Annotated in this window: 21 protein-coding genes and 1 pseudogene; 1 reads left to right on the forward strand and 21 read right to left on the reverse strand. The window is 40.5% G+C overall.

The window, feature by feature from the left end; all coding sequences use genetic code 11:
• Positions 1–6: 6 nt before the first annotated feature.
• From M1F56_RS05180 to pbp2b, 12 genes and pseudogenes are all read right to left on the reverse strand, one after another.
• Complete coding sequence (locus M1F56_RS05180; protein WP_247917062.1) at positions 7–495, reverse strand: hypothetical protein; 489 nt, start codon at positions 493–495, stop codon at positions 7–9.
• 38 nt (positions 496–533) lie between these two features.
• Positions 534–887, reverse strand: a pseudogene (locus tag M1F56_RS05185) (hypothetical protein); the annotation flags it as partial.
• Positions 888–928: 41 nt separating this feature from the next.
• A complete protein-coding gene (locus M1F56_RS05190) occupies positions 929–1,552 on the reverse strand; it encodes a hypothetical protein (RefSeq protein ID WP_247917063.1) in 624 nt (207 codons plus the stop codon).
• Positions 1,549–2,166 (reverse strand): hypothetical protein, encoded by a 618-nt coding sequence (locus M1F56_RS05195; protein WP_247917064.1) that lies wholly within the window; start codon positions 2,164–2,166, stop codon positions 1,549–1,551. The genes M1F56_RS05190 and M1F56_RS05195 overlap by 4 nt, the downstream gene beginning before the upstream one ends.
• Positions 2,163–2,792: a hypothetical protein gene (locus tag M1F56_RS05200; RefSeq protein WP_247917065.1), complete on the reverse strand. Its 630-nt coding sequence runs from the start codon at positions 2,790–2,792 to the stop codon at positions 2,163–2,165. The genes M1F56_RS05195 and M1F56_RS05200 overlap by 4 nt, the downstream gene beginning before the upstream one ends.
• Positions 2,789–3,397 carry a hypothetical protein gene (locus M1F56_RS05205; RefSeq protein ID WP_247917066.1) on the reverse strand — a complete coding sequence of 203 codons (609 nt, stop codon included), beginning with the start codon at positions 3,395–3,397 and terminating at the stop codon, positions 2,789–2,791. Before M1F56_RS05205 ends, M1F56_RS05200 begins: the two co-directional genes overlap by 4 nt.
• Positions 3,394–4,011: a hypothetical protein gene (locus M1F56_RS05210; protein WP_084920141.1), complete on the reverse strand. Its 618-nt coding sequence runs from the start codon at positions 4,009–4,011 to the stop codon at positions 3,394–3,396. The genes M1F56_RS05205 and M1F56_RS05210 overlap by 4 nt, the downstream gene beginning before the upstream one ends.
• Before the next feature lie 14 nt (positions 4,012–4,025).
• Positions 4,026–5,600, reverse strand: a complete 1,575-nt coding sequence (locus M1F56_RS05215; RefSeq protein ID WP_247917067.1) for a virulence protein — start codon at positions 5,598–5,600, stop codon at positions 4,026–4,028.
• The gene (locus M1F56_RS05220) at positions 5,591–5,947 is read right to left on the reverse strand and encodes a hypothetical protein (protein WP_247917068.1); all 357 of its coding nucleotides are present in this window, start codon (positions 5,945–5,947) and stop codon (positions 5,591–5,593) included. The genes M1F56_RS05215 and M1F56_RS05220 overlap by 10 nt, the downstream gene beginning before the upstream one ends.
• A gap of 3 nt (positions 5,948–5,950) precedes the next feature.
• Positions 5,951–6,226, reverse strand: a complete 276-nt coding sequence (locus M1F56_RS05225) for a TIGR04197 family type VII secretion effector (protein WP_247917069.1) — start codon at positions 6,224–6,226, stop codon at positions 5,951–5,953.
• A 304-nt stretch (positions 6,227–6,530) separates the two neighbouring features.
• A complete protein-coding gene (recR, locus tag M1F56_RS05230; protein WP_000966754.1) occupies positions 6,531–7,127 on the reverse strand; it encodes a recombination mediator RecR in 597 nt (198 codons plus the stop codon).
• Between the two features lie 10 nt (positions 7,128–7,137).
• Positions 7,138–9,180 (reverse strand): penicillin-binding protein PBP2B, encoded by a 2,043-nt coding sequence (pbp2b, locus tag M1F56_RS05235; protein ID WP_247917070.1) that lies wholly within the window; start codon positions 9,178–9,180, stop codon positions 7,138–7,140.
• Positions 9,181–9,436: 256 nt separating this feature from the next.
• On the opposite strand from pbp2b, the gene M1F56_RS05240 reads away from it, so the two are divergent.
• Positions 9,437–10,288 (forward strand): MurR/RpiR family transcriptional regulator, encoded by an 852-nt coding sequence (locus tag M1F56_RS05240; RefSeq protein ID WP_247917071.1) that lies wholly within the window; start codon positions 9,437–9,439, stop codon positions 10,286–10,288.
• 15 nt (positions 10,289–10,303) lie between these two features.
• Here M1F56_RS05240 and M1F56_RS05245 read toward each other — a convergent pair whose 3' ends face one another.
• The 9 genes from M1F56_RS05245 to M1F56_RS05285 all read right to left on the reverse strand — a co-directional run.
• Entirely contained in the window at positions 10,304–11,188 is an 885-nt protein-coding gene (locus M1F56_RS05245) for an ROK family protein (protein ID WP_247917072.1), read from the reverse strand.
• Positions 11,189–11,205: 17 nt separating this feature from the next.
• Entirely contained in the window at positions 11,206–12,123 is a 918-nt protein-coding gene (locus M1F56_RS05250; RefSeq protein WP_247917073.1) for a dihydrodipicolinate synthase family protein, read from the reverse strand.
• A gap of 171 nt (positions 12,124–12,294) precedes the next feature.
• On the reverse strand, positions 12,295–12,939 hold the full coding sequence (locus M1F56_RS05255) for a YesL family protein (RefSeq protein WP_247917074.1): 645 nt from the start codon (positions 12,937–12,939) through the stop codon (positions 12,295–12,297).
• Positions 12,940–12,959: 20 nt separating this feature from the next.
• The gene (locus M1F56_RS05260; RefSeq protein WP_247917075.1) at positions 12,960–13,412 is read right to left on the reverse strand and encodes a YhcH/YjgK/YiaL family protein; all 453 of its coding nucleotides are present in this window, start codon (positions 13,410–13,412) and stop codon (positions 12,960–12,962) included.
• A 445-nt stretch (positions 13,413–13,857) separates the two neighbouring features.
• Complete coding sequence (locus M1F56_RS05265; protein ID WP_070696207.1) at positions 13,858–14,697, reverse strand: carbohydrate ABC transporter permease; 840 nt, start codon at positions 14,695–14,697, stop codon at positions 13,858–13,860.
• A gap of 15 nt (positions 14,698–14,712) precedes the next feature.
• The gene (locus M1F56_RS05270) at positions 14,713–15,579 is read right to left on the reverse strand and encodes a carbohydrate ABC transporter permease (RefSeq protein ID WP_001209417.1); all 867 of its coding nucleotides are present in this window, start codon (positions 15,577–15,579) and stop codon (positions 14,713–14,715) included.
• Positions 15,580–15,798: 219 nt separating this feature from the next.
• Complete coding sequence (locus M1F56_RS05275) at positions 15,799–17,127, reverse strand: ABC transporter substrate-binding protein (protein ID WP_009730446.1); 1,329 nt, start codon at positions 17,125–17,127, stop codon at positions 15,799–15,801.
• A 114-nt stretch (positions 17,128–17,241) separates the two neighbouring features.
• Complete coding sequence (locus M1F56_RS05280) at positions 17,242–17,940, reverse strand: N-acetylmannosamine-6-phosphate 2-epimerase (RefSeq protein WP_247917076.1); 699 nt, start codon at positions 17,938–17,940, stop codon at positions 17,242–17,244.
• Positions 17,941–18,173: 233 nt separating this feature from the next.
• A partial coding sequence (locus tag M1F56_RS05285) for an SIALI-17 repeat-containing surface protein (protein WP_247917077.1) occupies positions 18,174–18,720 on the reverse strand: 547 nt, incomplete at its 5' end.

Genomic DNA, 18,720 nt, shown 5'->3' on the forward strand with positions numbered 1-18,720 from the left:
GAAATTTTACCTATCCACCACTTGAGCTTCAAAGTGAGCTGGCTTGTCGTCTGCATTGGTGATGGTGATCGTGTAGGACTTGTTATTGGTTACATTAAAAACTTTTTCCCCTTTGTAACTGACAACAATTCCATCCTGCACTAATTTAATATCTTTTTGATTATTGGGTAACTCTTCATCAGCATCTTCTGAATGATGGCTTCGAACAAGTTTTTGCCCTTCAACATCATAAAAAATATCGCCATGCATCTCAAACCAAACTCCTGAACCCGATAATTTAAGCCTATTAGTATCCTTTTTATTCAAGATTAATTCTGAGTAGTATTCTACATCTTGTATCCTAGGATTTACTGTGAAGTTTACCGACTCTCCTGGCTGCAGAGTATATTTACCAAGATTTTGTGCCCATAGATTAAAGAAAAAAATAGTCGCCAAAACTACAACAAGTGTTAAACTACAACCTAAATTCCAATTCGATTTTTTCTTCATGCTCATTTGTAACTCTCCTTATAGTCATCATACTTTTTGGAGCTCTATCTATTCTGCAAAATTTCGTTCTCTTTCCTTTTTCTACGCTGACCCGACCACCTGATACACTGCAACAATACTATCATACGAAGAATCAAATAGAACAAACGAAGGATTTTCATCTTTCCAAGCGCTGATAAGAAGTTTTTCCTTTCATTCCCCACTTCTTGAACTAACTGCTCAACCGTTTTACCTGTTTCCTCTTTAATGGCAGATTCATTCTTTGAAATCAAATAATAATCGTGTTCTAAACTGCTGATATAGGCTTTAGAAATTGGCTCGTCTAAGAAAAAATATACTCTATCAGCATACTCATCCTGAGACAGCGTATAGTAAACTTCAGCTTCACTCTCCCATTTTTAAGGTACTCTTTTTGTATAATCGCCTTTTAAATATAATTTCATTCGTCCTCATCATCATAAACACGTTCACCGTGAATTTTGATGTATTCCTCGCGCTTCCTATCCAATTCTTCCCAGATGGGGTCGTCAATAACGTCGATCGTTTGAATTTCTTCCAAACTCATCTCATTTGCTTCATCAAAAGTTAGAGATAAGATATCTTGGTGCTTTTCCTTGAATTCCTCGATTGTTATCCATGTTTTCTTGTCATCTTCGCTAATTTGTCCATCAATAGCAATCGCAATTTCAAGCGCCATAATATACATAGCACGTTTATCAACTGTTAAAACATCCAAATAATTAGAAGCGATTCTTAGATATTTTCCCTTTTCTCTACCGTCGCTTTCATAACTTCCTTCATAATCCAAATCAATATTTTCATATTTTTGGGAATTGATTGCACTGCCACCTTTAACCTTGACCTCTTTCCAACGAGAGCCACTTGCTCCCCACTTATCTAATCGTAAAGATAGATAAAAGTCATTTTGTAACATCTCATCATCCCCGACATTTGAAAAACTTATTTTTTGACCATTTCTTTCTTTAAACCACATTTTCCATGCGAGTTCTCTGTAGCCAAATGGCACTTTTCTAGTATAATCGCCTTTAATATATAATCTCACTCGTCTTCCTCATCGTCATCCAACTCCACTTCTCCATGAATTCGGATATACTCCTCGCGCTTCCTATCCAATTCTTCCCAGAGGGGCTCGTCGATGGCTTTCAAAACCTTTATCTCTTCTAAACTAATATCGACTGCTTCGTCGTAGGTCAAATTCAGTAGGTCTATATGTTTCGTTTTGAATTCTTCAATGCTCAGCCATGTTTCTTTGTCGTCTTCGCTGATTTGACCGTCAATAGCAGATGCTACCTCAATCGCCATGATATAGAGAGCTCGCTTGTCAACCGTTAGAATATCCTTATGAGTCGTGATGATTCGAAGATAGTCTCCTTTTTCTCGCCTATCGCTTTCATAGGAATCTTCAAAATCCAATATTAGATACTCATATTTAAATGAATTCCATGGATTATCTCCTATTTTAAAATCAGTCATTCCCCAACGCTCATCATTTGAAGAAAATTTATCTAGAGTTAAACTCAAATAAAAATCATCATCACGTGCGTAAGAAAAACTAACTTCCACACTTTTGCGTTCTTTGAACCACATTTTCCAAGGATATTCCATACAGACTTGGTAAATACTAGTTTCGTAGTTGCCTTTAAGATATAGTCTCACTCGTCTTCCTCTTCGTCTAACTCCACTTCTCCATGAATTTTGATGTATTCTTCATTCCTGCGGTCGTCTTCTTCCCAAACTGGATCTCGAACATCATCCATAAACGGAATTTCTTCAAGGCTCATCTCATTAGCCTGTTCATAACTCATCGAAAGGATATCCTCATGTCGTTTTTTAAATTCCTCCACACTTAACCAGCTCTCTTTATCATCTTCGCTAATCTGACCATCAATAGCAGTCGCAATTTCAATGGCCATAATATACATAGCTCGTTTATCAACAGTGAGAAGGTCAAGGTGGGTAGAAGCTAAACGTAGACAGTCTCCTTTTTCTCGATAGTCTGTTGCTGGATTGTCTTCAAAATTTAATTCAAGATTTTCATATACATGACTCCCAAATTTGTTGGTAATTCCTTCTTTCAACTGAACATTATTCCATCTATTATCATGCATCCACTTATTCAATTTCAAGTGAATAGTTGGGTCTGTTTTAAATGGGCGAGTATTCCCAAAGTAAGAAAAATCTACTGGCTTACCATCTTTAGTATCAAACCACATTCTCTTCGCTAGTTCTATATAATCAAACGGAATTTCTTTGGTGTAATCACCTTTAAGATATAGTCTCATAAATCTGAGATATCGCCTCCATGTGCTAGTATATATTCTTTTCGACGAGTGGCCTCTTCCTCCCAAAGAGGGTCGTCTACAACATCCATCGTTTGAATTTCAATCAAACTTCGTTCATTTGCTTCATCAAAAGTCAGAGATAGAATAGCCTCGTGCTTTTTCTTAAATTCCTCGACTGTTAGCCATGTCTTCTTATTATCTTCGCTAATTTGCCCATCAATCACCTTTGCAATCTCAAGCGCCATAATGTACATGGCTCGTTTATCAACTGTCAAAACTTCTAGATGGGTGGTTAAAATACGGAGACAGTCTCCCTTTTCATTATAATCCGTAGCAAACGCATCTTCAAACTCTATCTCAATACATTCGTTAAGATGTGAGAAGAGTCTTCGTACCCCTTCCTTTAGAGGGACACTAGACCATCGCTTATCTGCAGTACTTTTCCTCAAGGATAAATTTACAGAAAAATCCTCTTGTAATGCATCATTATTCCCAGCATTTGAGTAAGAAACTTGCTCATCTTCTGGAAACCACATTTTTCCAGCTAGTTCCAAATAACCATAAGGTACTCTTTTTGTATAATCGCCTTTAATATAAATTCTCACTCGTAGTCCTCATCGTCATAAACACGTTCACCATGGATTTTGATGTATTCTTCCCATCCTCTGTGTAATTCATCCCAAAGTGGTTCATCAACCGCCTCCATAATCTCTAGTTCCTCCAAACTAATATCAACCGCTTCATCGTAGGTCAAATTCAGCAAGTCTATATGTTTCGTTTTAAATTCTTCAATACTCAGCCATGTTTCTTTATCGTCTTCGCTGATTTGACCGTCAATGGCAGATGCTACCTCAATCGCCATAATATACATCGCACGCTTGTCAACCGTTAAAATATCTAGATGAGTAGAAATAATTCGCAAATAATCACCTTTCTCACGCCCATCGCTTTCATAAGAATTTTCTAGATCCAATGTCAAGTTTTCATATTCAAATGTCTTCCAAGGGTTTATATTTGTATTAAAATTTGCACTCTCCCAACGTTCGTCATTATATTTAAATTTATCCAACCGTAAATTCAAATGTAAATCTTCATCCCAAGCATAGGAAAAATCGAGCGGAATTCCTTTTCGCTCTTTGAACCACATCTTTTGAGCTATTTCTTTAAACTCTTCATAAAAATCAGTCTTGGTGTAATCACCTTGTAAATATAACTTCATGCATACCTCCTGTTTTAATTCGCATAATACCTTTGATAAGCTTTCCAAATTCTATCAATAATTTGCTCTCTAACCCCCTTGCTGAGTTTACTTAAACTTTCATTTGAATTTACCCAGTCTACAATAGAATCTTTTCCTATTATTCTATCTATCCTTAGATGCTCGTTTAGAGGATAGCCAGATTTCCCACTTCCAGATTGTACTTGAAATTTACCACTCTGTGGTTCAGAATCAACACGGATTTTTACATTTTTCCCTTTCACACGTGCTTCTATCTGTTTCCCATGAGTAATACTTGTCTTTTTATTAGCTTTCCAGCTGTCGTAGTTGCTAGAATAATTAACCTGAATTTCGCCATTTTGTAAGGCCGTCTTTGTGATAGCTGATAAGCTAGTTACTGCTCCACTAGCTATCAGTACATTTCCATATTGTACCCCTGATACAGATGCTGCGGTACCAGCTACGATACTTGTCCCTGCTGTTGGCGGACCAGCCATTATACTCAAGACTTCGAGGGCACCACTCGCAAAGTAAACTCCCAATCCAGAGAATATTTGAGCTACTCCACTCCAAAACTCGGCTGAATTTGCTTCAAACTTTTGTGCTTTTAGTTCATCAAACTTTTTGTTAACCAAATGAGTATAGTCAGCATCGTATTCCCCATTTTTTGAAACGACATAGCCTTGTTCCAAGGGATAAATTTCAATGATATTCCCTGTTTCATCAATCTTAAGAGTGTGATTGTAGTCGTCAATTATTTTATCCCATTCAGACTTGTCGCGACCTTTTAAGCGCTTCTTTAATTCAGCACGATAGTAGGCATCTCCATCGTCCGATAGCATCATATCCCTAGAAGCTTTATTGATGGCACGAGTTTCTGAGTCTTGAAAATCTCTTTTAGCATGCGACTCAATCTTCACATCCTTCATCTTCTGTACCCAGCTCATGTCCACACCGTCCGCATAGTAGTTACCATCGCTATCGACAATGATTTTACTTAGTTGCGTAGCTCCTTTGATGGCTAAGCTAAGGACTTCTAGACTATCGTTGAAATACTGGGAAACCTGTGAAACAAAAAATTCTAGTTTTTCAATCTTATCATCCAAATCCTGAATACCCGACTCGATTTGAAACTTGGTATTGTAGAGGATGGTCTTCTCAGAGAAGGCTTTCCCCCAATTGAGACTAAAGAGGTCCGTGATTTGATTTAGCCAGTTCTCCCTCACTTGAATCTGAGTTTCTACGATAGCTAACTGCTCTTCTCTCAGCTTTTTCAGTTCCTTGAGCTGGTCTAGGTCCAAATCACCATATCCAGAGACCTGAGCATCCGCATCTTTGTAGGAGGTCAACTCTAGTTGGATATCATCTATCGCTGCTTGTAACTTCTTGATGCTGGGGATGACAATCTCTGTGAAGAGACCCTTCCCAGCTGTGTAGGCTGCTCCTGCCAGCTCACCTGAGTCTAAAGAGGAAATCAGGTGGTCACATCCACTAAATAAGCGGTCCGTGACTTCATTTGCGACTTGGAGGTTATTCGTCATGGCCTGAATCAATTCTTGGGATTCTTGCGCGCTGTATTTTACTCCCATGGTATCCGATTCCTTTCCGCTATCAGTTCTTCTCTGGCTTCATCAAAAGAGCGACAAGCCTTCTTCGTTTGTTTTTCCAAGGCATCCAGTTCCTCCTCTACATAAGAGTTGACCTGTCGCTGAATGGTTCTATTATCACTTTCGATTTGCTCTATTACCTGACGAGAACTGGGTGAGAGAGACAATAGATTTACCATGCGATGGTGAATGCTCTGAATATCCGAGTAAAAGTTTGTCAACTGCTGTTCATATTGCTTTTTAGTTGCTCGGAGTCTATCTTCCTTATCTTCTACTTTAACAATCTTACGCCAAATTTCTGTGCGCTTTTCTTCATTTCTATCTGCCATTCCTTAGTAACTCCATCTCTTAGCTTGCTCTATATCACGTTTTTCAATCCTATGAGCAATTTCTGGAAACTTATTTGCTTGGGTCAAAACAGCTGAACTAAAATCACTAACTGCCTGAAGCATTTGATTGCAGGCCAGACGTCCCGCTTCCATCCCAGCAATTTCAGAAGTATATGAAAATTCCATCTGCTGATTTTGCTTGTCGCTCGTGTCATACCCAACCAACTCATTAATAGCCGCCTCTGCTGCTATCGTACTAGATTTTATCTTTCCACCCATACTTCAAACTCCCCTTATTAATTATATATTGACCATATCATAACACAAAAATAGTACGATTTCAAAACAAATCCTAAGGGAAAATGCGCTCATCTCCTTAGAATAAACTCTATCATTCGGTGAATGAGTTTGACAGAGACCGCACTAGTGATTTTGGAGATCCCCTTTCTGATTCCTTATAGTTTGAGTAGTTTTATTAGCAAGGTTTGTCCTCCCTTTGTGAGAAACAGAAAAAAACAAAGCCCTAAGAAAAATTCCTAGGGCTTGTCTTATACGTCAAAATGAGCTACGTTTTTACTGACTCCTACAACTCTGTCCGATTTTCAATGGCTCGTAAGAGTGTGACCTCATCCGCATACTCGATATCTGCTCCCACGGCTAGTCCTCGTGCTAGACGAGTGACCTTGATACCAGCTGGTTTGAGCAAACGAGAGAGATACATGGATGTCGCTTCTCCATCCGCTGTCGCATTGGTTGCCACAATCACCTCTGAAACCTCACTATCCATGAGACGAGTCATGAGGCTCTTGAGGTTGATATCGTCTGGACTGATACCATTCATAGGAGAAATGAGACCGTGCAAGACATGATAGAGTCCGTGGTATTCTTGGATATTTTCCATAGCAGCCACATCGCGACTATCCTCTAGCACCAAGATGGTTGTCTGGTCTCGAGTCGGATCTGTACAGATCGAGCAAGGGTCATCATCCGTCAAGCGACCACAGATGGAACAATAGGTCAATTCCCGCTTGGCAGATAGAAGGTTTTTGGCAAATTCATTGACATCGTCATCAGACATTCCAATGGTATAAAAGGCGAGACGAGTAGCCGTTTTGATCCCGATACCTGGTAACTTTGAATAGCTATCAATTAACTTGGCAATAGGTGTTGGATACAGCATAAGTTCCTTTCTAATTCATTGGATGTTGTTGGTTATAGAGGTTGATAATATCTCGTGCAATTGAAGGTCCGACACCATTTGTTAGGTTGGTGTTATGAGGAAAGACGACTGCGACCGCGATTTGAGGATTATCAGACGGAGCATAAGCAACTGCGTTGGTATTATTGGCTTTTTGACCACCATTGACATAACTTTCGGCAGTACCTGTCTTCCCACTGATGGAAACGGATGCACCATTTGAAAAGGCACGACCAGTTGTCAGAGCGCTCGTTCCATGCGAAACTTGATAGAAACCTTGGTGCAAGAGAGCCATATCCGCTTCTGAGATATTGATCTTGTTCAGTTCCTTGGTGGCTGTTTCTTGAACTAGATTGCCTAAGCCACCTTGTTCATTATTTCCATAAATTCCCTCAACAATGTGAGGTGCAATTCGAACACCATTGTTAGCAATGGTTCCAACATACTGGGCCAATTGCATTGGGGTGTAGTTATCAAACTGACCAAATGCATTGGTAATGTAATTAGCAAAATTATACTCTTTTGGTATAAAACCAGTTGACTCATCTGGAAGATCAATACCTGTTGAGGCTCCAAGACCATATTCAGCAAATGTCGAACGAAGTTTCCCCATAGCGGATTCTAAATTGTTAGTTAAAACAAACATATTGGGTTGATAGGTCTGCCCCATAATGCCCAAAGCCGTTTGAACCATATAGGCATTAGAAGAATACTCCAAGGCTTCCACAGCTGTAATCGGGAATGAACCGTAGGCTTGAGTATACCAAGAATTAATCGGAGCTGAGCCTTGGAAGACAATCGGTTGGTCTGTCAAGGTCTGGTTCCCTGACAAGACTCCATTCTCCCAACCAGAACTGATGGTCGCCGCCTTGACAACCGAACCTGGGACAAAGACATTGGTTACCGTTCCCAAGGAATCAGGCGTCAACTCTCCCGTTTTCAAATCATGTTTGAGCCCTGACATAGACAAAACTGCACCTGTTTTTGGGTTCAAAGCAACTGCATAAACACCTTCAGAATATCTGGCTCCTCCATTTCCTAACTCGGAATTGAAATAACTCTTAAGAAGATTGTCCACGCTATCTTGAAAGGCCAAATCGATGGTCAGTTTAATATTATTCCCTTTGGTACCATCTTCGATATTTTCGACACTTTCCATATTGCCATACTTGTCTAGCTGGATTTCTTTCACAGAACGTTTTCCTTGCAAGGTTTCTTCATATTGTTTTTCTAGATAAGAGGTTCCAACACGGTCATTTAGAGAATAACCCTTTTTGATATAAGCATCTGCTTCTTCAGCTGGAAGACCAGCTTTTTCACTGGATACACTTCCTACTATAGACGCAAGTGAAGTCTCTAGGACCTTTCGATCCCACGAAGTTGAAATACTGATACCAGGTAAATTCTTAGAGGCCGAAGCTATCAAAGCAATCTGAGTATCTGTCAAGGAATCTGTCGCAATGGTTCCTGTCGCAAAATTTTCAACTGCATTAAGTTGGCTAAAGAGGTAAATTTCTTTCTTTTCGTCATCAGAGTAGGTCAATTGACTTGGATCGATACTTTCAACAGTATTATTGTAAAGCTCGGATTCAGATAATTGATTGCCATCAGAATCAAGTCGCTTCTCACGTGGTAAACTTTCCACTGCTTTCTTATAGACATCTTGATCTGCTAGATAATAGTCTGCTAACTGTCGGTCAGTCAATGTTGGAGAAGAAACTTCCACATAAGCCAGCAACTTCTTGGCTGTTTCTTTTAAATCTGCAGCCGTCATTTTGTTGTTTCGAGTAAAGGAAACAACTTGTTTCACAGTATTTTCAACCAAGGGTTTCCCTGCTGCATCATAGATTTGCCCACGAGCTGAACTGGTTGTTACCCTTGTCTGGCTGGCTGAAGCCAATTTTGTTTCATAGAAATCTTTATTGAGCACCTGCATATATAACAATCGACCAATAATGGCCATAAACAACAGGATAACAATGGCAAACAGTAAATTAAGCCGAATAGGAATCGAATGGCTATTGAATTTTCTCATACAACTAAGACTCTTTTCTAGAAAAATTTCCAATTTTCACCTTTATTTACATATAAAATAATAGAGCAAACAGGTGAAGCTCAGTACTTTTCATTGTACCATATTTTACGGAGAAAGACTTGGAAAAGTCAAAGCATTTTTTGACTTTCAACTGAAAATGCCTTTTTATTTGGTTATCCTAACTTCTATGATATAATGATAGTAATAGTTAGGAAAGCGTTAACCTTTAAGACTTTGACTCATAAAAAGGAGCCTCATGAACAAGCCAGACATCGCAACCATAATCGACCTCCATTTTGAAGAATTAACCGAGCTTGAGCAAGAAATCGCTCGCTATTTTTTACAACCTGAAACGATCCAAGATGATCTCTCTTCTCAGCAAGTCACCCAGAAATTACACATCTCCCAAGCAGCATTGACCCGCTTTGCCAAAAAGTGTGGTTTTACAGGTTACCGAGAATTCGTCTTTCAATACCAGCATCAGGCTAGTAAACCGGACACTCATTCCCACAAACATAGTCCTTTGACCAAACGTGTTTTGCGAAGCTACAGTATCATGCGAGAACAAACGCAGGATTTGATTGACGAAGAACAACTAGAACGCGTCGCCCAGTTAATCGAAGATGCTGAGCGTGTCTACTTCTTTGGAACAGGCAGTTCCGGTCTTGTCGCTCGTGAAATGAAATTGCGTTTCATGCGTCTGGGTGTGGTCTGTGAAGCCTTAACCGATCAGGACGGCTTTGCATGGACGACCAGCATCATGGATGAAAATTGTCTAGTACTCGGTTTCTCACTTTCTGGTACAACTCCTTCTATTTTAGACAGTCTATTAGACGCAAAAGAGATGGGGGCCAAGACCATCCTCTTTACCAGCGCTCCAAACAAAAATAGTCAGGTCTATACAGAGACCGTTCTTGTTGCTAGCCACAGCCAGCCTTCCTACATTCAACGGATATCTGCTCAACTCCCCATGCTCTTCCTTATAGATTTGGTTTATGCCTACTTTTTGGAAATCAATCGTGAAAGCAAGGAGAAAATCTTTAATAGCTATTGGGAAAATAAAAAACTCAATGGCTATCGTAGACAAAAACGCGTTAGAAAATCCTAGTTTGGTTGAACCAAACTAGGATTGTTTTGTTTTGAAATGATAATAGGCTCCCAACATCCCTGCTGTGTTTTGGTGATGGGCAAATTCTAATCGTGTTTTTTCAGCCAGACTTGGCACCAAGGCCGCCTTCAAGGCTGTACGGACCTTCGGTTTGAGGATAGCCTCTTGCCCCATAATACCGCCACCGAGAATGACTACTTCTGGATTGGCAACATAGCAAATATTTGCCAGACCTTTTCCTAGATAGTCTACCATACGGTCAATACCAGCCATACAGATTTTGTTTCCTTCGGTAGCTTCCTTAAAGATGCGTCGCCCATTCCACTGATCAACTGGATCACCATGAGCTGCTGCCACATACTCCACCAAGGCTGTAGTAGAAGCAAGATCCTGAAAAGCCCCATCCTGCATATGCATGTAACCGACTTCGCAGGCTGAGTTGCTAAACCCATGGAAAACTTTCCCATCCATAATCAAGCAACCACCGATACCTGTTCCAATGGTCAAGCAAAGTGTCACACTCGCTCCCTTTCCTGAACCAGATACTGCCTCAGCAAGACCTGCACAGTTGACATCATTTTCAATTTCACAAGGAATCGAAAAGCTAGTCTCGATTTCCTTTTTGAACTGGGTTCCTGCGTAATTAGGAATTTGAGGCCCAGCATAGAAGATTTCACCCTTATCAGGATCCACCATCCCCGCAGAAGAAATAGCAACACCTGCTACTGGACCCTTTTCTAAATAGCTGGAAACGATATCTTTTGTCTTTTGTAAGATATGGGGTCCACCCTTTTGCGCCTCAGTTGGCATTTCATGCGATTCAACAAGTTGGCCTTCTTGGTCAATCAAACCATATTTGATGTTGGTTCCACCAATATCAATTGCAACGTAGTGTGTCATAAATACCTCCTTATGGATTAGAGGAAGCGCTCCTTGGTTTCACGAATCAATTGAGCAGCTGCTTCTACAACTGGACGATCTTCTTCAGTTACTGGTGTCAATGGTGAACGAACTGAACCAATGTTCAAACCTTCATTGATCTTCAAAACTTCTTTGATGACACAGTACATATTTCCATGTGCAGCAGTCAATTTACCAATGATTGCATTGATAGCGTATTGCAATTCACGCGCTGTTTCCAAATCTTTCTCAGCAATTAACTCATTGAGTTTCAAGAAGAGTTCTGGCATAGCACCATAAGTACCACCGATACCAGCTTTGGCACCCATGAGGCGGCCACCTAAGAACTGTTCATCTGGACCGTTGAAGACGATATGGTCTTCTCCACCAAGACTCACAAAGGTTTGGATATCTTGAACTGGCATAGAAGAGTTCTTAACACCGATAACACGTGGATTCTTCAACATTTCAGTATAAAGACTTGGCGTCAAAGCAACACCTGCTAATTGAGGAATGTTGTAGATCACATAGTCTGTGTTTGGAGCTGCAGAACTGATATCGTTCCAGTATTTGGCAACTGAGTATTCTGGCAAGCGGAAGTAAATCGGCGGAATCGTTGCAATGGCATCTACACCCAAACTTTCTGCGTGGCGAGCAAGTTCCATACTGTCTTTGGTATTGTTGCAAGCTACGTGAGCGATGATAGTCAATTTGCCCTTGGCAACTGCCATGACTTCTTCCAAAATCAATTTGCGATCTGCCACACTTTGGTAGATACATTCACCAGAAGAACCATTGACATAGAGACCTTGAACTCCCTTATCAATGAAGTATTGAACCAAGGCACGCGTACGCTCTGGACTGACTTCTCCTTGATCATCATAACATGCGTAGAAGGCTGGAATGACACCTTCGTATTTTTTTAAATCTGACATAGATTTTCTCCTAAGATTTCTTTTTTTCTGCTAAGAGCAGTTCTATTTTTTACAAGTTTAGTATACACCTTGTGAAAATCGCTTTCAATATCTTGTATACACTTAGATTTTAGTTTCTACTTGTATTTTAGAAACTGTAACGATTGAAAGTAGTTTCAGAAACGAGCCATCCTACTGGTATTTGGCGAAGATTTTCTCCATCAATCCTGCTTGGAGAAAGACTAGCAAACCAAAACCAAAGAGGATAAAGGCCGATCCACCCAAAAGGAGAGTGAAGGCGGATAGATAAAGAACCATCACAATAAGAAAGAGAATGGCTAACATGAGGAAGAACCATGGAAAGTTAAAACTTGCCAAGATAAGCCCTTTTTGCAGCACTTCTTTCCATGACAAATCATAGCGCGCAGCGATGGGATAACTAGCCAACATCACGAGAGTAAGGAAGATGAGAATCCCCAAACAAATAGCTTTCACAATCTGGAAAGGCAAAGCAGTCTGTCCCCAGAAAAGATAGAGGTCTAGAAAGCTTAATGACACAATGCCCAACTCTAACAGACCCAACTGAAGCCCCAGTTTCAGATTTTGCTTGAAAGCTCTCAAATAGGTTCTGAAAACAGGTACTCGCCTGCTTCTCTTAATCTCAAACATAGTTTGGTAGAGGCTGATTTTAGCCACTCCAATCGTCACGATGGGCAAACAAGAGACAACAAAAAGAAGATTGGCTGTCACGATATCCAAGACCTTCTCACTGAAACGCATGAGAAAATTATCTGTATCAAATGCTGCCTTGATTAGGCTTACTCCTTTTTGTGCCATGTTTGCTCCTCCTGATTCTTTTAATCAATCAAAATTTTAAAGAGATATTTGCGAACCTTCTCTTCCATACCTGCATAACCATTTGGCTGGTGAGGTTCTCCTGGGAAGAAAATCGCAAAATTGTGATAACCCAACAAGAGTGGGTAGCCTTCATGACAATGGACAAAACCAATGTCGCTTGCTTCATCAAATGCTACCGCCTCGTCTTTGATACGTGAACCGTAGCTTGAATATTCATGTCCTTCTACCAGCAAATGCAAATCTGCATAGTGTTTATGGTGCTCAAACTGATCATTTTCAGCTTGATTGAGGACATTTTCCTGAACAACTAGAAAGACCTTGTCCCCGTCAATCTCATACTTACCGAGTTCGAAAGAATCCTTACGGTGTTGGTAGAGATAGTCGATGGCCTTGTCTAGATTGGGATGGATTCCCTTGTAAAAGGCGATGTTTTTCAAATCGTCAAAAATCATACTGTTTCCTTCGTTTCTGATAGTTACTATTTTTCAGTTCCGAATTATCCTTTCTCTATTTCCCTATAAAAGTGCGGACGGAAGCAAATTCCTTCAGAATTTCATTCCTAATTTTCGAGCCTGTTGCTCTTTCATCGTCAGTCTCAAAAATTCCGTCTAAGATAAGCGTAAATTGCTTATCTTAGATACCACTAAAGCGGGAAATAGTTACCATAAAACGAACCTACTCTAACTAGTATCATGAAAAGAGTTTATTCTTAAGTTTATAAGTGTCTGACAAAACTTCACGAAGTAACTGTATACTCTCCATTTTGTAGACACTTATAACTCTGTATTCTCTTATACTCAATGAAAATCGAAGAACAAACTAGGAAGCTAACCGCAGGCAATACTTAAGTATGGCAAGGTGATGCTGACCTAGTTTGAATTCGATTTTCGCAGAGCATTATCCTTTAACCGCTCCCATAGTAATACCCTGAGTGAAGGATTTTTGGAAGACAAGGAAGACCGTTACGATTGGCACGGCTGCAAGAGCTGCACCTGCCATGATCAAACCATAGTTGGTTGCCATTTCGGCCTGCATGGTCGCAACCCCGAGTGAGATAGTTAAGTTTTGACGTGAAGTCAACATAACCAACTGCATAAAGTAGTCGTTCCAAGTATTGATGAAGGTAAAGATTGCAAGGGCTGCAAATCCTGGTTTCACGATAGGGAAGGCTACGCTCCAGAATGTACGAATCTCACCACAACCGTCGATTTTAGCTGATTCAAGCAATTCAGTTGGGATGTTTTCGCTGAACTGTTTCATGAGGAAGACCCCGAATGGCCATCCGATCAAAGGCAAGATAACTGCCCAAAGAGTATCGTGAATTCCCATGAAGTTGACGATACGTACCAATGGTACAAGGACAACTTGTTTTGGAAGAGCCATAGCAGCGATAAAGACTGCAAAGAGGATGCGTTGGCCATAGAAACGTTTTTTAGCCAATACATATCCTGCTAGAGAAGAGGTTGCACAAACTAGAAACATGGTTACTAGCGAGATAAATACAGAGTTCCACATCCACTGCATAGCAGGGTTTTGCACCATGAGTTGTTGGAAGTTCTCCATGGTTGGCATTTTAGGGAACCACTGTGGCGGAATCATAATGGTATCAGGCTGTGATTTGAAGGCCCCTGTCAAGATCCAGTAGAATGGAAAGATGAACAGCACGGTCAACAAGAGCAAGATAATCGTTGAAATAACAGTGAAAGCTGTTAAAGGTTTCTTTTGTGTAGATTGCATAACTGTCTCCTTTCTTTAGTATTCTACGTCGTTTCCGAGGATCTTGAATTGAGCAAAGCTGACAATGGCAATCATCACGGCCAAGAAGACACCGATAGTATTGGCATAGCCGTATTCTGTCAATTGGAAGGCTTTTTCATAAAGGTAGTACATGAGTGTACTTGTTGAATAGTTTGGACCACCAGAAGTCAACAACTGAATCAAGGCGAAACACTGGAATGAGTTGATGGTTGTGATGATCGCGATGTAAAGAGTTGTTGGAAGGAGGCTAGGCCATTTGATCTTCCAGAACACTTGGAACTCAGTCGCACCGTCAACACGCGCTGCTTCAACAAGTGAATTGTCAATATTTCCCATAGCAGCGATATAAAGGATAATCGGCTGACCAACAGATGTTGTCAAAAGGATAATCATAATCGCTAGCAAAGCCCAGTTTTTGTCACCCAGCCAAGAAATGTTTTGGCTGATGATGTGGCTTGACTTAAGGACAAAGTTTAGAATCCCTGATAGAGGGTCATAGATCCATTTCCATACAACCGTTACGGCAACACTACCTGTAACTACAGGAAGGAAGAAGACGAAACGATAGAAAGAACGGGCAATCGCATTTTGATGATAGGTTTGAGATGCTACAAAGAGCGAGAAGAGAACAACAATCGGAACAGATCCAATAACCAGGATAACGGTATTGATCAAAGACTTGGTAAAGACAGGATCTTTAAACATACGAATGTAGTTATCCAAGCCAACAAACTCAAAGCTGGTCATGGAATAGTTAAAGAAGCTTGTAATGAATCCCATAATCATAGGAGCCAAGACGAAGATCACAAAGAAGAATAATACTGGTGCTAGGAAAGCATAGGAAATCACTGTTTCCCGCATACGAATTTTATTGACTTTCACAGTCGGCACCTCTCTTTCAAATAGAATAGTTTTTGATTTTCTTGAACTGTTTTAAAACCAAAATGAAATTTTTTAAGATTCGCTTATGTAAGAACTTCATTTTAATTTCGTGACAGTTCCTACCATTTCAAACAAAAGTCCCCCTTTTCTTACACCATAGTGCACAGGGAAAAGGGGGGAATCAATCTGACTTAGTGCTTATTGTTTTGTAGCTTTTTTGATGGTTTCGTTAGCTTTTTCAGTGAAGGCTTTCAAAGCATCCGCTGGTTTTTCGTCACCATTTGATACAGATTGCAACATTGGGAACCAAAGAGTTCTCATTTCAGCAAATCCGTTGATTGTGTTATAGTATGGTGAGTAGTATTTAGTCCAGCTGCTGATTGTTTCCATACGTTTGTCATCATAAAGTTTGCCAAATGATGTACGAACTGGGAAGGCACCTGTACGAACAACGTCTTTAGGACCCCATTCTTTGTCATCTGCGATGAATTGAACGAATTTCTTAGCTGCTGCAACTTTCTTGTCGTCTTTGTTGTTAAATACTGCAAATCCGTTTACAAGGTATTCAAGAGATGGTTTACCAGAGTCTGATGGGAATGGTACTTCTACCACATCTACCTTACTTGCTTCCAAGAGTTTAGCTTGGATACCGTTTTGAGCTGGTGCCCAAAGGATTGTGTATGAAGTTTGACCGTTGGCAAAGTTTTGGATGTCTGCTCCACCGTCAAATTGTGAACCATTGTTCAACAAACCGTCTTTGATCCAGCTAGCAGCTTTTTCAAGACCTTTGACGAATTTAGGATCGTCAGTTGTATATTTTGTTACATCTTTATCTGTTACAGAACCGCCATAAAGGTTTGCGATGAAGGCACGTGTTCCTTGGTCTCCCCCTTGACCAGAACTGAACAATGAACCTGGTGTATATCCTTTATCTTTAAGCGCTTTCAAAACTTTTTCAAAGTCATCAGTTGTCCAACCTTCTTTTACAAGATTTGCAACTCCAGCATCTTCCAACATTTTCTTGTTCATAGCCATGTAGAATGGAGCTGAACTGATTGGATACATGTAAGCTTTGTCTCCAGCCTTACTTGCTTGTACGATGTTTTCGTTGTTGACATCTTTGACGAATTCGTCTGTGAAGAGGTCGTTCAACTCAGCCAATTTACCATTTTTACCGTATTGGATGATACGCCCTGGTGCGTCAAAGAGTACGTCTGGCGCTGTTCCTGCTTCGATGGCTGTTGTGATCTTTTCAGGACCTGACTTGAAGTCGATGGTTTCCAATTTCACTTTTACATCTGGATTTGCTTTTTCAAAAGCTTCGATGATTGATTTTTCATAAGTTCCAACACCGTCACCAGTTTTTTCTTGTGTGAAGACTGGGAATGCCCACCAAGTGATTTCTGTTTTTCCGCTATCGCTACCAGAATTTGCAGCATCTTTACTTCCACCAGAGTTACCACAAGCAGCAAGGCCAAGAATCGCAGCACCTGCAAGTACTGTACAAGCTAGTTTTCTAAATTTCATTTGTATTCTCCTAATTTATAAGCGTATCCATATTGGATAATGAGCAAGTTTATATTTGTATACGTTTTCATTTTGTCCGACGCATCAACCACTCTCCTCTGTTTTGAGATTGTGTTATTTAAGACCGGCAACAAAGCGCTCCGTAATCTCTTTTGGTCTAGTAATAGCTCCACCAACAACGATGCCTCGCACCCCATATTCAAGGATTTGTTTGGCTTGTTCAGGTGTATGAATTTTCCCTTCAGCGATGACATCCACTCCTGCTTCACAAAGTTTTTTGATCAGTTCAAAGTCTGGACCATCTACTTTGGGACTATAAGAAGTGTAACCTGATAGGGTTGTTCCTACAAAATCAATCCCTGATTCGACTGCTGCTATTCCTTCTTCAAAAGTGCTAGTATCAGCCATTAAGAGTTGATGTGGATACTTTTCTTTGACTTGTCGGATAAAGTCCTGAATTTCCAAACCGTCGTAACGTTCACGTTTGGTACAATCCAGAGCAATGACCTCGATGTCTAGTTCAGCCAACTCATCAACTTCTTTCATAGTAGCTGTAATGAAGGGCTCCTGTGGCGGATAGTCACGTTTGATGATCCCGATAATCGGGAGTTTCGTAACCTCCTTGATCTCCTTGATATCACGAACACTGTTTGCTCGGATACCGACTGCTCCACCTTGCTCAGCCGCTTTGACTAGCAAGGGGATAACCCCTCCCGCTTCTGTATAAAGCGGTTCGTTAGGAAGTGCCTGGCAAGAGACAATGATTCCATCTTTGATTTGTTCAATCAAGGCTTCTTTGCTGATCTGTGGCATCCTCTTTCCTCCCTTTCTTGTTCTTATGGGCTTATTATATATTATTTGTTAAGCGCTTTCAATAGCTTGTGGTAGAATAGATTTCAGTTTCAAAAGTATTTTATAGAACAGACTATCCTGAAAGTAGTTTCAGACATCTTATGATTTCGAATCAACCTGAATGTCATCAAAAAAGATAGCAGGCTTGAAAACCTGCTATCTCTTCTGAGACTTGCTATAATAGCTTTTGCTTATTATTCTTTTCTCTTCTTTCCAAACGCAAAGAGTGATAAAAGTACGCCTGCAAGTCCAAGGGAAAGCAGTGAACTTGTTTCCTTGCTTCCCGTATTTGGAAGTTCATCTTGTTTAGCTGCTGGAGCTTGATAGGTCACATCTTGTCCTAGAGATAGTTTATTGTCTGCAGCTGCCAATACTAGATTGGTTTCTCCCTTGTACTCTGGCACTTCATGGATTGCTGCCTCAGCGCCATTGACACCACCCTTATACTCTGGCAGGTCATTTGAAGCTGCCAAGACAAAGTTAGCACCTCCGCTATATTCAGGAAGCTCATTTGAAGCTGCTTGAACTGCATTGACACCACCCTTGAACTCTGGAATCTCATGGACTGCTGCCTCAACAGCATTAACGCCTCCTGCGAATTCCGGTTTTTCTACCGTTGGAGCTGGTTCTTCACCTACCGTTGCCAATGGACCAGTGTACTCTGGTATCTCTGCCACAGCGGCTTCTTCTGCATTAACGCCTCCTGTGAATTCCGGTTTTTCTACCATTGGAGCTGGCTCT

The organism is Streptococcus oralis (assembly GCF_023109005.1).
Classification (GTDB): Bacteria; Bacillota; Bacilli; order Lactobacillales; family Streptococcaceae; genus Streptococcus; species Streptococcus oralis_BU.

Bases quoted from the DNA above. Each gene is read 5' to 3' on its own strand.
- M1F56_RS05180 (WP_247917062.1), bottom strand. From the start codon at position 495: ATGAGCATGAAGAAAAAATCGAATTGGAATTTAGGTTGTAGTTTAACA.
- M1F56_RS05200 (WP_247917065.1), bottom strand. From the start codon at position 2,792: ATGAGACTATATCTTAAAGGTGATTACACCAAAGAAATTCCGTTTGAT.
- M1F56_RS05210 (WP_084920141.1), bottom strand. From the start codon at position 4,011: ATGAAGTTATATTTACAAGGTGATTACACCAAGACTGATTTTTATGAA.
- M1F56_RS05215 (WP_247917067.1), bottom strand. From the start codon at position 5,600: ATGGGAGTAAAATACAGCGCGCAAGAATCCCAAGAATTGATTCAGGCC.
- M1F56_RS05220 (WP_247917068.1), bottom strand. From the start codon at position 5,947: ATGGCAGATAGAAATGAAGAAAAGCGCACAGAAATTTGGCGTAAGATT.
- M1F56_RS05225 (WP_247917069.1), bottom strand. From the start codon at position 6,226: ATGGGTGGAAAGATAAAATCTAGTACGATAGCAGCAGAGGCGGCTATT.
- recR (WP_000966754.1), bottom strand. From the start codon at position 7,127: ATGCTGTATCCAACACCTATTGCCAAGTTAATTGATAGCTATTCAAAG.
- pbp2b (WP_247917070.1), bottom strand. From the start codon at position 9,180: ATGAGAAAATTCAATAGCCATTCGATTCCTATTCGGCTTAATTTACTG.
- M1F56_RS05240 (WP_247917071.1), top strand. From the start codon at position 9,437: ATGAACAAGCCAGACATCGCAACCATAATCGACCTCCATTTTGAAGAA.
- M1F56_RS05245 (WP_247917072.1), bottom strand. From the start codon at position 11,188: ATGACACACTACGTTGCAATTGATATTGGTGGAACCAACATCAAATAT.
- M1F56_RS05250 (WP_247917073.1), bottom strand. From the start codon at position 12,123: ATGTCAGATTTAAAAAAATACGAAGGTGTCATTCCAGCCTTCTACGCA.
- M1F56_RS05255 (WP_247917074.1), bottom strand. From the start codon at position 12,939: ATGGCACAAAAAGGAGTAAGCCTAATCAAGGCAGCATTTGATACAGAT.
- M1F56_RS05260 (WP_247917075.1), bottom strand. From the start codon at position 13,412: ATGATTTTTGACGATTTGAAAAACATCGCCTTTTACAAGGGAATCCAT.
- M1F56_RS05265 (WP_070696207.1), bottom strand. From the start codon at position 14,697: ATGCAATCTACACAAAAGAAACCTTTAACAGCTTTCACTGTTATTTCA.
- M1F56_RS05270 (WP_001209417.1), bottom strand. From the start codon at position 15,579: ATGCGGGAAACAGTGATTTCCTATGCTTTCCTAGCACCAGTATTATTC.
- M1F56_RS05275 (WP_009730446.1), bottom strand. From the start codon at position 17,127: ATGAAATTTAGAAAACTAGCTTGTACAGTACTTGCAGGTGCTGCGATT.
- M1F56_RS05280 (WP_247917076.1), bottom strand. From the start codon at position 17,940: ATGCCACAGATCAGCAAAGAAGCCTTGATTGAACAAATCAAAGATGGA.